This window comes from Rubripirellula reticaptiva, from assembly GCF_007860175.1.
Lineage (GTDB): Bacteria > Planctomycetota > Planctomycetia > Pirellulales > Pirellulaceae > Rubripirellula > Rubripirellula reticaptiva.
The window spans coordinates 1,533,733-1,549,922 of record NZ_SJPX01000001.1; the positions used below are offsets into that span (position 1 = coordinate 1,533,733).

The following is a 16,190-nucleotide window of genomic DNA, read 5'->3' on the forward strand; positions in this document are numbered from 1 at the left end:
ACCTCGGTAACCAGATGGGCTACTCTATCGGGTTCCCATACACTTCCCATTTCGGAGACTCCTGATGAAAAAAGCGTCATTTGCACTTTTGCTGATCTTTGTTGCATTGCCACTGTCGATGACCACCGGTTGCACGAGCGACGAACCTGTTGTGATCGAAGCTCCGGAAATGACCCCAGATGAAGATGCCGCCTATGAAAAAGCGAGCATGTCGTCCGTCGATGACGAAAGCCAAAACTAAGAATCTCTCAACGAAATTCGATTGTGAACGACGACACCTCGCACGAAAGTGCGGGGTTTTTTTGTGTTTGTTGGCTGTACTGCTCGGATGTGGATTCACGGGCGCCGCCTAATCGCCTCAATTCGCCAAAAAAACACAGTCATATTGAGTTGCTTTTGCGTTGCATTTTTTTTGTTGTCTTTTCCGAGTTTGTGTGAAATTTTCCTTGATTATGAGATTCTCGTCCCTTACGTAACGCTAACCGTCCTTGCGCTGGCCCGAGTGCCCGTTTCTTTTGCGCAATGAGTTGCGTCAACTTGTGACAAACTCCGGTGTTTCTTTTGGTGTTTTTCTACCGGGTGAAAATATCACCCCACTTTCCTCGGAGTTTGAAATGAAGAGATTGAGTCTGCGTAGGTCAGGGTTCACGCTCGTTGAACTATTGGTCGTGATCGCAATCATTGGAGTTCTGGTGGGCCTTCTGTTGCCCGCCGTCCAAGCTGCTCGCGAAGCAGCTCGACGAATGAGTTGCAGCAACAACTTCAAGCAAATTGGCTTGGCGCTGCACAATTACCATTCCGCTTTCAAGGCGCTGCCTACGCAGTCCGGCGGAACGTACCTTCTGTCCTCGAATGGGGGACTCAACAACGACGCTGGCGATAACAACCGGTTTCGTCAAAGTTGGTTGATCGGGATTACCCCGTTCATCGAACAGCAAGCGTTGTGGGAACAGATTTCGAACCCACGAGACTATCAAGGCAGTTTTGTTTTCCAGGCGATGGGACCACGTCCTTGGGATGGTCGCTACACGCCTTGGGTGACCGAAGTTCCTGCACTTCGTTGTCCGAGTGATCCCGGTGTTGGTTTGCCCGCAATGGCACGGACCAACTATGCCGCCAACATTGGTGATTCAACCGACTGGGTGAACTGGGGATATTGGCGATGGGAAAGCAATACCTGGAACCAAGGTCACATCACCCAAGCCAATGCTTCCAACCGTGGTTTCTTTTACAACCGCAAGCAAATGAAGTTCCGCGACATCCTGGATGGATTGTCAAATACGATCGCGTGCGGCGAAATCGCGACGGATCTAGGCGATGGCGACAAGCGGACTCAGCCCTACTTCGGCATTGGTTGGGGCACAATCCACGCCAATCCGAGCGCTTGTGCTGACGATGCCACTCCGTTGGTTGACCCACTGCGTCCGACGTTTTGGAACAACCCGCCTGTGACTGGCACCAGTAATCCAGGTGGTGTAAGCACAGGCTGGCGTCGTGGTTTCCGTTGGTCCGATTCGGTGCCAACGTACACCAGCATCACAACGATGTTGCCGCCGAACCGTGAAGTCTGCATCGGTGGTGGGGGTGACTTTGACACCGGCGTTCTGCCACCAAGTAGCCGCCACCAAGGTGGTTGCCACGTGTTGATGGGTGACGGAGCGATCAAGTTCATCACCGACTCAATCGAAGCAGGTAATTCTCGTCAGGCTGTTGTGAAAACGGGTACACCGGGTACACCACCTGGTTCGAAGAGCCCTTACGGTTTGTGGGGGGCGCTTGGAACACGTGCTAGCAAAGAAACGATCAGCGAAGAGTTCTAGTCTTTAAGGCGTTCTTTGTAACTAAATCGCCTCGCCGTCCCTTGATTGGGGCGGCGAGGTTTTTTTTGCCCAGCGAAGCTGGCAAACCCCGTCGGAGCTTGTCACCGGCCAAACCCCGTTCATGGGGAATTGAATCCGTTTCGCAAAGGTTCCGCAGGTGACCGCACGACGCCTCGCACGAAAGTGCGGGGTTTTTTTGTGTATTTCGCGTGCTTCCTTAGCTCGAACTAGGGTGCACGTGAACACCCCGCAAGTTTCAATGCGTAAGATTAAACACAGCTGAATTGAGTTTTTTAGGTGTTGTAATTTATAAGTTTGTGTACTTTTGCCTTGATTTAGCGTTCGCCATCCCTTAGGCTGGCTTTTCTTCCTTATGAGGGTCTTACGGCCCGTTTTGTAGGTGTAGAGGAAGACGTTAAGTTTCGGCGTTTTCCGATGTTTTTCTGTAAGGGTGAAGATAGCGCCCTCTTTTCTAGGAGTTTGAAATGAAGAGACTGAGACAGAGTAAGCCAGGGTTCACACTCGTTGAACTACTGGTCGTGATCGCAATCATTGGAGTTCTGGTGGGCCTATTGTTGCCCGCTGTTCAAGCTGCTCGCGAAGCAGCACGACGAATGAGTTGCAGCAACAACTTCAAGCAAATCGGCTTGGCGCTGCACAACTACCATTCCGCTTTCAAAGCGCTGCCCAAGCAGTCCGGCGGAACGTATCTTCTGTCCTCGAATGGGGGACTCAACAACGACGCTGGCGATAACAACCGGTTTCGTCAAAGTTGGTTGATCGGGATTACCCCGTTCATCGAACAGCAAGCCTTGTGGGAACAGATTTCGAACCCACGAGACTATCAAGGCAGTTTTGTTTTCCAGGCGATGGGACCACGCCCTTGGGATGGTCGCTACACGCCTTGGGTGACCGAAGTTCCTGCACTTCGTTGTCCGAGTGATCCCGGTGTTGGTTTGCCCGCAATGGCACGTACCAACTATGCTGCCAACATTGGTGACTCATCGGACTGGGTGAACTGGGGTTATTGGCGTTGGCAGAACAACACCTGGAACCAAGGCCATATCGCCGCCGCCAATGCAGCCAATCGTGGTTTCTTTTACAACCGCAAGCAAACCAAGTTCCGCGACATTCTTGATGGACTATCAAACACGATCGCATGCGGTGAAATCGCAACGGATCTCGGCGATGGCGACAAGCGAACTCAGCCGTACTACGGCATTGGTTGGGGCACGATCCATGCCAATCCGAGCGCTTGTGCTGACGACACGACTCCGTTGATTGATCCACTGCGTCCGCAGTTTTGGAACAACCCGCCTGTGACCGCCACCAGCAATCCAGGTGGTCGCAGCAATGGTTGGCGTCGTGGTTTCCGTTGGTCCGATTCGGTGCCAACGTACACCAGCATCACAACGATGTTGCCGCCAAACCGCGAGGTCTGCATCGGTGGCGGTGGTGACTTTGACACCGGCGTTCTTCCACCAAGTAGCCGTCACCAAGGCGGTTGTCACGTGCTAATGGGTGACGGAGCTATCAAGTTCATCACCGATTCGATCGAAGCTGGTAACCTGCGTCAGGCCGTTGTGAAAACGGGGTCACCGGGAACACCACCTGGATCGAAGAGCCCTTACGGTTTGTGGGGTGCGCTCGGTACGCGTGCGAGCAGTGAAACGATCAGCGAAGAGTTCTAGTCTCAGAGTTCTATTCTCTAGGACACTCTTTTGCGACTAAATCGCCTCGCCGTCTCTTAATTGGGGCGGCGAGGTTTTTTTATGGCCGTTGATGATCGGAGACGAAATCGAGTCGCGTGTTCCGGTCGTGTTCCACGATGAAAAATGCGGTCAAATGATGGTCTGTGTTGATTCCACTCGTCGTTGGTCTTTTCTATCCTTGAGCTTTTGACATTGTCTATTTTCTGTCGTCGTCAGGTTGTCTCGCTTCTCGTCGCACTGCTAGTTTCCGTCATGGTGACCGGCTGTTCTCGCGAAGTTGAAACAGCGGTTGTTGAGATCAGCAACAGTGAACTGCCCGAGTCGCCGCTCGAGGAAGCGTCCATAGCACTCCAAACAAATCAGTTGGATCGTGCCGAGTCGATTCTGCAGGCTCAATTGATTCGGCAGCCCGATGATTTGTCTGCCGGGGTCTTGATGTCGCATCTGTTGGTGCGTCGCCAGCAGTTCTCGGCTGCGATCGAGCTATTGGATCGCTTGGCGGCGACGAACCCTGATCAAAGTGACGCTTGCGAAGCCGAGGCAGCGGAGGTCGCCGTTTTAGCCGGTGATTCGAAAGACGCAATCAATCGCTTCAAGGCGATCGTCCGGCGGAAGCCAGGGTTTGTTTCGGCGCGGCGGCGTCTTGCCGAGATCTTCAATTCACAGGGGTTTCGGTTCGATGCCAACGAGGTGATGCGTGGTGTCGCCGCAGAACAACCGCTGAGCATGCGCGACTTGATTTCGCTGATCAATCCGATGCGTCCGTTTTCTACTTTTACTGAAAAACCAGACATCGATAATGCCGACCATCTGAGTCGTTACGGAGTCTTAGGTGTGGTCAGCGCGCTGCGCTCCCGCAGCGATTTCGGCGAAGCGATTGAGTGCTTGTCGGAAAGTGAACTGTTGGCGTCTGGCGATCCAGCGGCGACGGCCATGATGGGGTTGCTGTGGGCCGAAACGAACCAGTTCGATTCGCTGCGCCGCTGGGCCAGCGGAACTTCAATCAGGTCCGACGAACTTCGTCGCTATCCCGCTTACTGGTTGGCAATGGGAGCACTGGCGATGCACGATCGAGATGACTCCGCAGCGGCTTGTTTCGTCGAAGCATGTCGGCGTGAACCAGGCTGTGTCGAGGCATGGACTGGTTTGATCGCGGCTCTTCAGCTGAAAGGCAATCAGTCCGCGGCCGATAAGGCTCGCAAGACATCCAGGTTGGTTGAAGAGTCGGCGTGGTTGTCGCAGCACTTAGCGACCGATCAAGCAGGCAACGTGGAAATGCTGCAGCGGCTTGTCGAGGTGCTCAATGAACTGGGGCGATGGGTCGAGTCGGTCGCATGGCAAGAAATGTGGGTCGCGAATTCTGCGCCCGGTTCGATTCAGTTGAAGACGTTGTCCGAATACAAACAAAAACTTCTTCAGCAATATCCGAGTGGACGAAACGACTCTGCGGTCATCGGCGGATTGGTTCCACAGGACTTTGGTTCGGCGGAACCCTGGTTCGTCAAAGTTGCATCGTGGGATCGCAAAGAACTGGATTCACTGCAAGGCTCGGCGTCGGATCATGAATCGTCAGCGCCGTCCGGATTTGAGCATCCCGTATTCGTTGGCGTAGCCCAGTCGTTAGGGCTCGATTTTCTTCACCGCAATGCCACGGTGCCGGTGCAACGCGAGTTTCGGTTGTTTCAGCCGCTTGGCGGAGGTGTGGCCTGTTTGGACTTTGACTTGGACGGGCAAGTGGACTTTTACTTTTGCCAGGCCGCAACTGATCCGCCTGGTGGGGTCAGTCAGCACTCGAATCGAATCTTTCGACAAGTCGATGGTCGTTTTCTCGATCAAACAATTGCATCGGAGACAACCGACAACCACTACTCAATGGGCGTGACCGCGGGCGATGTCAACCAGGACGGGTTTGCTGATTTGGTGGTTGGAAATATCGGGGTCAATGTGTGTCTGGTCAATCAAGGCGATGGGACGTTTCGACCTGTTCCGGTGCAAGACGACACTTGGCAGCATCCCATGTTGTCGATGTCCGTCGCGATCGCTGATTTGACAGGCGATGGTTTGCCTGAAATTGCGGAAGTCAATTACGTCGACGATCCACGTGTCTTTGATCCGATCCAGCGTGATGCGCAAGGCAAGGCAATGAGGCTGCCAGGACCACTTCATTTTGATCCCGCGCCTCAGCGTGTCTTTGTCTCGCAGGGCAACGGCCAATACCGTGGGCATTCGATGCCGTCCGATGAAAATGCCCAGCTGAGCACTGGGATGGGCGTGTTGGTTGCGGATCTTGATTCGGATGGACGAAACGAGCTGTTCATCGGTTGCGACCAGAAAGCGAACCAGGTTTGGAAGTTCGATTCCTCGGCACCCGACGATCGGGCGGCATGGTCGGATGCGGCCGTCGCGATGGGTTTGGCTTACGGTCCCGGTGGGAAGCCCAAGGCATGCATGGGAATCGCGGCCGCGGATTTCGATCACAACGGACGTCTCGATTTGCACATCACAAACTTTTACGACGAATGGTCCAACCAGTACATGCAAAATGCGTCAGGCGTATTCGTCGATGCGGCTGTTGCGATGGGAATCGACGACGTTTCGGCTAGGATGCTTGGATTCGGAGTCCAGGCATTCGATTTCGACAACAACAGCACTTGGGATCTCGCGATCGGAAACGGACATATCGAAGATTTCCGGAACAAGCGTCAGAAATTCAAGATGCGGACACAGGTCTTGACGATGGTCAATCAGAAGTACGTCGCGATTGTCCCCAAGGGTGACGACGACTACTGGAATACCGACCGTCTTGGACGAGCCGTTGCGAAGTGCGATTGGAATCGAGATGGACGAACCGACTTGGTCACCACCGAGGTCAACGGACCGGCCGAGTTGTTGGAAAATCGTACGACAACTCAAAACCACTTTTTGCAAATCGAGTTGGTCGGAACACACGCCGAACGCGATGCGATTGGCGCGATCGTCACCGTCGTTGCGGGCGATCGGACTTGGACGCAATTTTGCCAAGCCGGAGACGGTTATCTGTGCAAGAATGAGCCGCTGATGAGCTTTGGGGTCGGATCAATCAACCGACTCGATCGGATTGATGTTTCGTGGCCCAGCGGAAAAAGTCAGACATTCCCTGATCCGCCCGTCGACACACGCGTCCTCTTGATCGAGGGCAGTGGCCAAATCTGGAATCACGAGTCCAGTGCTGCCAGACAACCCAAAATTCAAGATCAATAGAAATAGGGTTCGAAGGAATTGGGGTTCCGGCTGAACGCACAGTGTTTTCTAGTGTCAGTCGTGATGAGGGTGCACTGCTGGTTCCCGTTTGCCCAATTCCGGCGGATCTCACCTACACATCCCGAAGCGGTGATTGGGCTGTGGAATAGGTCCTCTTTAAGCCGTCAACGAGCACTGTTTTCCGACCGTGCCATGAACCTAGTTTCGCTTTTCCAAGAACTTACCCTTCCGTCGTGATGCAACGGCTGGCTCGGCGCCTTCTGGATGTGTACGCGATCGCGCCCGTCGCAATGGTCATCAAAGCAAGGCAAGATGGTTCGGGGACTGCCACAACATCGATGTGGCCAAAGTTCCCTCCGGTCGGGACAAAGGCCCCCAATGCATCTTTGACGGAACCCGACACACTAATGAAGTAGCTCAGCTCCTCGCCATCGGGATTGTTGTGGCTTAATTCAAGCTGCGCAAGTAATCGGCTTTCGCCGCTATTGAGCGTGATATTCATTTCATCGGCGGTTGAGTCGACAAAGAACAAACGATCGATTCCGTATCCATTTTCATTCGATTCGGTGATCGGAGATCCGGTCCCCGTCGCATCACTGTTCAAATAGAACACATACGATGGATCATTCGCGAACGATTCAGAATCCGTCATTGCGAAACCCGCTTCGACATAGGGGTTGGCCGGGAATTCGGGACCGATATAGAACTCAACGTCAATCGATTGAAACGAGACAGAGCCAACGTCAGAACTAACAAACACGTCGATGGTGGCGTTGCCCGCCGGCGCAATCGTCGTCGATCCAATGCTGAAAACCAGGGCGGCGTTGGCGGCGGGGCCAACGGCGGCAACCGACAATAGCAATAAGAGGAATCGAAAAAACATTGCGGAGCTCCGAAAGGACTCGTGATTGCGAGAGGCCTATCGTAGTGACAACCGCTACCCGGTTCAAGAAAAGGTGACTCTCTGCAGTTCGTTCCGACGCACTCGCCCGATAGCTGAACGTGGGTATTGGATCCCGTTCCTCGTTCACGCCGCCGCCTCCGATTAGGTGAGACGCAAACACTGCGATCTAAGAATCGGTGTGAGTTTTCCTGTGAACGGGGTGGCATCGTTGCGGGGGGCACTATCCGATGACGCTTCACTGACACGATTGTTTCGTCGCAGCGCCACGACCAACACATCGATGGTGCTCGGCTAGCGGGGCCTTACTGTTGGCTAAGTCCAAGGTGTGATTGGTCTGGGCATGCACAAACATTGCTGCCGGGGTTGGACACTGCGGTGCCCGTGGCGATGAAGCAATATGCGATGGCAATCCACGAGTCGTTTTGCTGGCGTCGGACCCTACCTTCGAAACGGCGACCCGAATAAGCAAACCTCGCCAGCCTGATGATGGAGGTTCCCGTGGTGTTTCCATTCAGGGTATATCTGGCGTTATCTGTGGAACCACCGGGGCAGTTTCACCCCGTGAATCACGGGAATACCTCGTAAAAGACGGGGTGGGAAACTACTATCTAATAGGGCTGGAAGGACTTGAACCTTCGGCCAAACGATTATGAGTCGTGTGCTCTAACCAACTGAGCTACAGCCCCCTAGGATGTGGCATTTTAGACGGAAGTCGGCTGCTTTCCCACTCCCTTGAATCCAGTCGCATCGGTCGGATCCGCACTTGTTGCTGATCGGTGGGGGGCGAGGTGTGGGCGGAATAGTGGAGTTGGTGGTTGACCGCTGCGGATGCTCGGATTTCTTAACCTACGATCGGTTTGATTTTGAATATTCTGTTGACCAATGACGACGGTATCGACGCAGAAGGTCTGGCTGCGCTCTACAAATCGGTGACTGCTGTATTGCCGAATACGGCAACGGTTTCGGTGGTCGCGCCCGATCGTGGCCGCAGTGAATGCGGGCATAGTGTCACCACGGGGCGCCCGCTGGTCATTCGCCAGCATCAACCGGGTTGGTACTCGGTCGATGGAACGCCAGTTGATTGCGTTCGTGCAGCCATTTCGACGTTGGTACCTAAAGTTGATGCGGTTATCTCTGGCATCAACGCAGGTGCGAACTTGGGAATCGATCTTCTGATCAGTGGAACCTTCGCCGCGGCACGCGAAGCGGCCCTGCAGCGGATTCCGGCGCTGGCAGCATCGCACTATCGACATCCGGATGTTCCGAAAACATGGGATCACGCACCCGACTGGCTGGGCGAGACACTTGCCGAATTCTTCCACTCCGTTTGCGAGGATGCGTTCAAAGATGACGCCCTACTTTGGAATGTAAACCTTCCCGCCGTTGATCCACGGGGGACAAAGCCCAGTCGAATTGAATGCGGAGTCGATTCACATCCGATGGTTCGAACTGGGCAATTGTCACCGAGTGAACGGGAGTTGACGCAAAAGCTGGCGATGACGTCAGAATTTCATGGACGCCCGCGGAACGCCGGTTCTGACGTTGACCGATGCTTTGCCGGTCAGATCACGCTGTCGCGGATGAAGCCTCAGGTGGCTTAGTCAAGGCTGCGAGCTCTTCGAACCTGTGACGAGAGTTCAGTGATGAGGCTTGCTTGCAACGGCAACGTTCGCGTCGTCCATGGACATCGCAACCGGTGCCGAACCTGGCGCGGCGACATCGTGGCGTTCCAGTTCACCGCGAACGATTCGAACTTCGCGAGGAGCTTCGATGCCAATCGCAACTCGATTGCCCGACAATCGGTTGATTGTCAAAACAATGTTGTCGCCAATTAGTAGTTGTTCACCTTCTTTGCGGCTGAGTACCAACATGATTTACTTCCCTGAAAACGATTTGTGATGTGATTTTCCTAACGATTGGTACAAACGTTGTGCCAATCTGTGGTCACCAGAGCTTTCGCAACGAACTTTTTTGGTTTCTTGAGCAAAAATCAGCGTTTGAGCAGATTTTTGGTCACTTTTTTTCAACGTCGCTAATTGCTGTCATTTTTTTGGTGATCCCCCGCAATGGCTCTTTAACCACCACTGGAGCGCGATTTGAACCAGTCGTCTCGATTTGAGATCGACTGGGTTCCTCCTCGCGACAAAAGAACTATCGCATCGACCGGTGACACGTCTGGTCACGGCCGCAAAATTGCTTTCGATCTTGTCTGGCACTCTGCCTCTGAGGTTTACCTCAGGTGCTCGGTGAGCTTTGCCGGGTTGGGGGCGGTGACCACGCCTCGCTCGGTAATGATGGCCGTGATCAGTTCGGCCGGCGTGACATCAAACGCCGGGTTCATGACGTTTGCCGCGTCGGGGACCACGCAGGTTCCATGCGGGTTGCTGACTTCGGTCCGGGACCGCTGTTCGATTGGAATCAGGTCGCCGGTCGGCAAAGCCATGTCAAAGGTGCTTGACGGGGCCGCAACGTAGAACGGCACGTTATGGTATCTGGCCAGCACTGCCAGCGGATACGTGCCGATTTTGTTTGCTGCGTCACCATTGGCAGCGATGCGATCGGCGCCGACGATGACAGCATCGATCTTGCCGGATTTCAACAGGCTGCCGGCCATCGAATCGGTCAACACGGTGACCGGCACGCCGGCCTGGCTCAGTTCCCAAGCGGTCAATCTTGCACCCTGTAGCAGCGGCCGGGTTTCATCGGCGAAAACTTCGATCGGGTGGCCGGCTTGGTGCAGGTGATAGATCGGCGCCAGCGCGGTTCCCCACATCGAGGTCGCTAATCCGCCGGCGTTGCAATGCGTCAGCACGGCCCGACAGTCGCCCAGCAGGCTCGCTCCGTGACGTCCGATGTCTCGACACATTTGGCGATCTTGGTCGTGGATCGTGATCGCCTCACTAAGCAGTAACTCGGCAAGATCGTCGTCCGCGGTGGTTCGCTGGATCACATCCTTCATGCGATCGAGCGCCCAAAACAAGTTCACCGCCGTTGGGCGACTGGTGGCCAGTCGCTCGATCGCGGCGAGATAGCCTTCGTGATTGGCCGGGCTCGCTAAACAAACGCCATAGGCGGCCGCGATTCCGATGGCCGGAGCTCCGCGGACAACGAGGCGACTGATCGCGTCGTGCGTCTGTTCCACGTTTTCACATACCAGCGTTACCAACTCGCCAGGCAATCGTGTTTGATCGATCAGCACCAATTTCCCATCGGTAAAGGCGAGAGTCTCGGGAGTCGTGTTGGCGTTCATGGAGGCACTTCCAAGCCATAAAGACGAGTTAAGAATCAGTTCAACGGTCTTCACCAAGACGATGCGAAGCCGAAGGACTAAACTAACCGCTGACATTCATCCTGCCGAGACAGCCATGACGCCTTCTTCACATTCACGCTATCGAACCAAACGCCGCCGTTTCGAGTCTTTGGAAACTCGTCGACTGTTGACCACCGTGTTGACGACATGGGGTTCGGGGATCTCTGCCGAGGGCGAATCGACAGCGAATGCCCAGCCTAGCTTTGTGATTGCCAATCCGGTGACAGTGGATGAAGACCTGCCGTTGCAGACGATTGCAGATTTTGCGACCGACTTCGATCCAGGACCGGGCGAGGGAGATGAGTCAACGGCGTCACAAGTGATCCACGATGAAGGCGCAGGTGGTACCGTCAATCCGATGTCGGCCGACAACACCACGCCAACCAATCTGGGAACGCTCGCGATCGGTTCCAACATTGTTCGCGGAACGGTCGAGTCGGCAAAGTCGGTTGGCAACGTTGATGTGTTCACGTTTCAAATCGAACCTGGTTTCCAGCTCGATGGGTTATTCGTGCTGGAGTATTCGTACGACGAACCGCCTGCGAATTCGAACGAGCGGAATGCTTTCTTGGCAATCAATGATACCGATTCGTTTCCCTACGACGCATTCGATTTGGATTTCAACATCAATCCATTCTTGGATGAAACAGCGTTCATTGGCGGAACGGTGTTCGGTCTGGATGATTTACCCGACGTCGGCGGTGCCAGCATTCTGCGCCGAGCGGGCGTCGTGACTGGCAGTCGTTTCACGCCTCCGTTGGCCGCCGGAACCTACACGTTCTATATCCAGCAGACTGGCCCGCTGAATCACTACGCACTCGACCTTCGTGTTACCGAAATCACGAAGCAATCGGTATTGGCCTATCACGTGACCAATGTCAGTGATCCGTCGCTGTTTACGACCCAGCCAACAATCGACGTTGACGGAACGCTGCGCTTTCGATCGGCAGCCAATGCAAACGGTGTTGCGACGTTTGATGTCTCGGTCCAGGACAACGGTGGCACCGAAAATGGTGGCGACGACACATCAATGATTAGCGTTGGCACGATCACCATCAACGCGGTCAATGATCCACCGACGTTCAACGCCGTGAATCCGCCATCAGTTTTGCAAAATGCAGGGCCGCAAACCGTAGCGAATTTCGCGACCGACTTTGTGCCCGGTCCCGATAACGAATCGGATCAGACCATTGTTCGCTATTCGATTTCAAACTTTGACGACCCAACGTTTTTCGATGCTGATCCGGCAATCGATGCCAGTGGTACGCTGACATACGCCGCTCGTACTGATCTGGTCGGCAGCGTGTCGTTTGATGTGACGGTGACTGATTCCGGGGGCGGTAACGACACGTCGGCGCCAAAACGCATCACAATCACCGTCGATTCACCGCCGATCCTGTACGATCGGGGTGACGCACCGGAGACGTATCCTGTCATGATTACCGATGACGGCGCGCGCCACGAGATCGGCGACTTGTTCCTAGGTGCAGGTGTTTCGGCGGATGCCGACGGTCAACCCAGCCAGGCAGCCGACACAGACGATTTAGATGATGGAATTCGCTTTATCACGGATATTGTTGCGTTTGGCGACGGCACCTACACCGGCGGGGTGCTGGTGACGGCGTCGGCCGCTGGCGTCCTGGATGCTTGGATCGACTTCAATCGCGATGGTGACTGGGATGACCTGGGCGAAAAATTTGCCACGTCAGTCAGCGTTCTCGCTGGATCAACGACAGTCCCCGTTCCCGTGCCGTCGATTGCCGAAGTCGGTGAAACTTTTGCTCGGTTCCGGCTCAGCAGCGCTGGCGGTTTGGCAGTGACCGGATCCGCGACGGATGGCGAGGTCGAAGATTACCGGATCACTATTTTGGATGGTGCCTCGGCACCCGAAATCCACGTGAATCTGAACGCCTCGGACGACGTGGTCCAAGTCCGTGATGGTGTGGTTGTGGTGGAGTCGGGTTCGGCGACGATCTTGTCGTCGCTAGTCGCATCGGTTGGCTCCGTTGTTATCAATGACATCGACGGTAACGCAGTGCTTTTGGTCGACGCTCAAGCACCGGTCGTGATTTCATCGACGAGTCCGTCGGCTGTGAAGATGGGGGCGGGGCAGCAAATCGATGGTCGGTTCGTGCGAACAATCGTAGACAAAAATGGCACGTCGCTTGTGTCTGTCGAAACGCAACAGCCATGGCAAAACCTGGTTCTTGTCAGTGACGTCAACAACAGCGGTGACGTCTCGGCCAGTGACGCACTGCGGATCATCAACGAACTTGGACGGCGTGAGTTTTCAGATGGCGTGACCCAAGATCTGGATGATCCAAGCACCGTATTGGTTTGGCCGGATACCTATTTCGATCAGAACGGTGACGGACGAGTGACGGCGCTCGATGCCCTGCGCGTGATCAATGAACTTGCCCGTATCCGGATCAGTTCCGAGCCTGAGATTCTGTGGATCGATCACCTGATGGCAACGTCGAACTGGGCGTTTGATGATGACCTGGGCGACGACGATGTCGTTTTAAGCAGCATCTTTTAAACTTCTCGCCGCTGCCACAGGGGCAGTTGTCGTTGCGACCAATTCTTCGTTTTCGTTGGCCAATGGGATGGCTGACGTTGGCGAGTAACTTTTTCGGATCTTGGCGATAGATCTTTTCGAGCATTTCGTACAGATGCGGATCTTTTTTTGCCAACATCGCAGGCGTGTCAAAGAAGTACTCGGACAAGACCGCCAAGTACTCGGCCTCGTTCGTGTAAGCATAGTCATCGATGTGTTCGTCGTGACCAGGTTGACGACGCAGTTCTTCGGCGACCCATCGAATCCACGGCACGGTGACATCGGTGGCAGCGACGTCGACCGCAGCATCCCCAGTACTAGTCGCAATCACGCCGTCGATCGATCCGTCTTGTTTGTCGACGAGGTGCGAGAACTCATGGATACCGACGTTGCGTTTGTCCGTTTGGTTGGTGAAGCCGGCGATCAAATCCGGTTTCGAAAGGATCATCACTCCGCTCAGATGATAGGCGCCAATCATTCCCAAAGTGCGCCGGTCGCTGCCGGCATCGGTTTTGTATCCTTCGCCGTAGGCATTGGGGTAAATCAAGACTTCGCCAAGCCCCGAGTATTCCCAATCATCGAATCCAAAGATCGGGATCACCGCGCTGGCAGCCACCAATGCGACGGTCCGTTCATCAACGTCGGTTCGTATGCCCGTGATCGCGACTTCGTCGACGAAGACTTGCATCAGTTTGCGAAAACGGTCTCGTTGGTCGGTGTCGAGCGCGACAAAATAAGCCACGTCCGCTAACAACGTTTGTTCCCACGCCACTGGAAACGGAGCATTCATAACCTCCAAACGTCGCTTCGTTTTGTGACGTGACCACCCAAAAACAAGGGGTGCTCCCAACGCCGCCAACAACCACCAAGGCGACGCGAACGCAAGCGTGATGCCGATTGACGTCACGGCGATGGCAAGCCCAAGCGAAACGTTGAAGTTGTGGCGATTCGATTGTGGCGTTACGAGCATTTTGATGTGGTAGGCGTTTCAAACGGCGGCAAATCGGTGCGCAGCTTACCGTGCTGAAAGCGGGGCGCGGAAGCGGTGTTTGCCCTGTTTCGCCGCCTTATGAGTCTCACGAGTGTCTTGCTCGACGCCCGGGTCGGCTTGCGATTTCAACCAACGATCAAGCTCGCTAGAAAGTTCATCGTGAATCTCAGCCGTGCCTGCCGAGTCTGTCGCCAGTAAGTCTTGCATCTCGTAAGGATCGGATGCGGTGTGGTAAAGCGTCTCGGCGGGACGTCGCTGGTAACGTTCGACCAGCCGATAGGTTTCATCGGATGCTGCCGAGTCCCAGACCCAGGTCTGCCAATACGTTCGCGAAACTTGAGTGCTGTTTTGGTGGGCCATGACGTGTTTTTCGATGTACAGATCGTCGGGACTAAGGTTGCGGATGTATCGGTACTTGCCGTTGCTGACTGTGCGAACCGGATACGGTGGCCCTTCGGGCACGTTGTTGTGAACGCCGTAGACATATTTGCGATGGGTATCTGAGTCGCCTTTTAACACTGATGCGAAACTAGTTCCATCAAACGCGGTGTCGTCTACCTTTCCGCCGACTGCATCGATGATCGTTGGCAAAACGTCGGCGTATTGAACAAGCGCATCAGTGCGAGCGCCAGCCTCAATCACGCCCGGCCATCGTGCGACCAGTGCCGTGTGGACTCCGGTGTCCCAGTTTGTCCATTTGTTACCTGGGAACTGCGAGCCCTGTTCGGACGTGAACAAAACCAGCGTATCGTCGGTGTGCCCTGTCTCGCTGAGCATCGCAAGGATTTCGCCAACTTGTCCGTCCATGTAAGTGATCTCGGCGAGGTAACGCGAGAAAGCTTCGCGTGTGATTTTGGTGTCGGCAATGTTGGGCGGCAGGACGACGTTCTTGGGCGGATAGGCTGACGCGTCACCCATCACCCACGGCACGTGGGGATCGACCAATGCGATGACCAAGCAAAATGGTTCTTTCTCCGAGCCGGAATCCGATTCACGCGTGACAAACGAGCGAACGCCCGATAGGTCATGAGTCTGCGTCGGTTCGCGAACACACGACTTGTCAAAGCCCGGTACGTTTTCGAACGGAAACGCTTTTTGAGGCAGCACGTGAACCTTGCCTGCAATTCCGACGCGATAACCAAGTTTTCCCATGTGTTGCGGCATGCTGATCGTTTCGGGCAGGCTGGACGAATGGTTCCATGCACAACCGTTTCGCATCGGATACTGGCCCGTGTAGAGTTCAGCTCGACAGGGTTGGCACATCGCTTCGGCAAGGTAGGCGTGATTGAAAACCAGTCCCTCGGCTGCCAGCTTGTCCAAGTTGGGCGTGTTGGCGTTCAAACCGCCGTACAACGGCAAATCGTTGTACGTGCAATCGTCGGCCATGATGACCAAAACGTTCGGGCGATCGGCCGCATTCATCGGGCCGATCATCAGCAGATAGGCAACCGCGGCAAACGTAATTCGTAGCATGGGAGGGAGAATCCACAATCAGGGGAAGGAAACAAGGTGGCGGGGAGGCAATCAAGCAGCATTCTAGCTGAAACTTTCGCGTGAACCCGGCCTTGTGGCGGTGATTGGATGACGACGCGATTGCGAAGTTTCGCGAGGGAAAAATACTTGACCATGCTATAACTGTACCGCCGGTCTCTGGCT

At 54.7% G+C, this 16,190-nt stretch carries 11 protein-coding genes and 1 tRNA gene; 6 read left to right on the forward strand and 6 right to left on the reverse strand.

Annotation, left to right across the window (positions count from 1 at the left end; translation table 11 throughout):
* The first annotated feature begins 64 nt into the window (after window positions 1–64).
* The 4 genes from Poly59_RS29255 (at window position 65) to Poly59_RS05440 (ending at window position 6,772) form a co-directional block, all read left to right on the forward strand.
* Window positions 65–241 (forward strand): hypothetical protein, encoded by a 177-nt coding sequence (locus Poly59_RS29255; protein WP_186776031.1) that lies wholly within the window; start codon window positions 65–67, stop codon window positions 239–241.
* Between the two features lie 373 nt (window positions 242–614).
* Window positions 615–1,820 (forward strand): DUF1559 domain-containing protein, encoded by a 1,206-nt coding sequence (locus Poly59_RS05430; protein WP_146532990.1) that lies wholly within the window; start codon window positions 615–617, stop codon window positions 1,818–1,820.
* A gap of 485 nt (window positions 1,821–2,305) precedes the next feature.
* Window positions 2,306–3,511 carry a DUF1559 domain-containing protein gene (locus tag Poly59_RS05435; RefSeq protein ID WP_146532991.1) on the forward strand — a complete coding sequence of 402 codons (1,206 nt, stop codon included), beginning with the start codon at window positions 2,306–2,308 and terminating at the stop codon, window positions 3,509–3,511.
* A gap of 207 nt (window positions 3,512–3,718) precedes the next feature.
* On the forward strand, window positions 3,719–6,772 hold the full coding sequence (locus Poly59_RS05440) for an FG-GAP-like repeat-containing protein (protein WP_186776032.1): 3,054 nt from the start codon (window positions 3,719–3,721) through the stop codon (window positions 6,770–6,772).
* 220 nt (window positions 6,773–6,992) lie between these two features.
* Here Poly59_RS05440 and Poly59_RS05445 read toward each other — a convergent pair whose 3' ends face one another.
* Both Poly59_RS05445 and Poly59_RS05450 read right to left on the reverse strand, forming a co-directional pair.
* The gene (locus Poly59_RS05445; protein WP_146532993.1) at window positions 6,993–7,655 is read right to left on the reverse strand and encodes a PEP-CTERM sorting domain-containing protein; all 663 of its coding nucleotides are present in this window, start codon (window positions 7,653–7,655) and stop codon (window positions 6,993–6,995) included.
* Between the two features lie 633 nt (window positions 7,656–8,288).
* A tRNA-Ile gene (locus Poly59_RS05450) sits at window positions 8,289–8,362 on the reverse strand.
* 171 nt (window positions 8,363–8,533) lie between these two features.
* On the opposite strand from Poly59_RS05450, the gene surE reads away from it, so the two are divergent.
* Complete coding sequence (gene surE / locus Poly59_RS05455) at window positions 8,534–9,277, forward strand: 5'/3'-nucleotidase SurE (RefSeq protein ID WP_246151398.1); 744 nt, start codon at window positions 8,534–8,536, stop codon at window positions 9,275–9,277.
* 36 nt (window positions 9,278–9,313) lie between these two features.
* Here surE and Poly59_RS05460 read toward each other — a convergent pair whose 3' ends face one another.
* Together Poly59_RS05460 and mtnA are read right to left on the reverse strand one after the other, a co-directional pair.
* Window positions 9,314–9,547, reverse strand: a complete 234-nt coding sequence (locus tag Poly59_RS05460; protein ID WP_146532995.1) for a carbon storage regulator — start codon at window positions 9,545–9,547, stop codon at window positions 9,314–9,316.
* A 359-nt stretch (window positions 9,548–9,906) separates the two neighbouring features.
* Window positions 9,907–10,926: an S-methyl-5-thioribose-1-phosphate isomerase gene (gene mtnA, locus Poly59_RS05465; RefSeq protein WP_146532996.1), complete on the reverse strand. Its 1,020-nt coding sequence runs from the start codon at window positions 10,924–10,926 to the stop codon at window positions 9,907–9,909.
* 115 nt (window positions 10,927–11,041) lie between these two features.
* Between mtnA and Poly59_RS05470 the strand changes: the two genes are divergently transcribed.
* Window positions 11,042–13,525 carry a GEVED domain-containing protein gene (locus tag Poly59_RS05470; protein WP_186776033.1) on the forward strand — a complete coding sequence of 828 codons (2,484 nt, stop codon included), beginning with the start codon at window positions 11,042–11,044 and terminating at the stop codon, window positions 13,523–13,525.
* On the opposite strand, the gene Poly59_RS05475 is transcribed toward Poly59_RS05470, so the two are convergent.
* Both Poly59_RS05475 and Poly59_RS05480 read right to left on the reverse strand, forming a co-directional pair.
* Window positions 13,416–14,513 (reverse strand): zinc-dependent peptidase, encoded by a 1,098-nt coding sequence (locus Poly59_RS05475; protein ID WP_146532998.1) that lies wholly within the window; start codon window positions 14,511–14,513, stop codon window positions 13,416–13,418. The genes Poly59_RS05470 and Poly59_RS05475 overlap by 110 nt on opposite strands.
* A 45-nt stretch (window positions 14,514–14,558) precedes the next feature.
* Window positions 14,559–16,007, reverse strand: coding sequence for a sulfatase family protein (locus Poly59_RS05480; RefSeq protein ID WP_146532999.1), 1,449 nt, complete (start codon window positions 16,005–16,007; stop codon window positions 14,559–14,561).
* Window positions 16,008–16,190 lie beyond the last annotated feature (183 nt).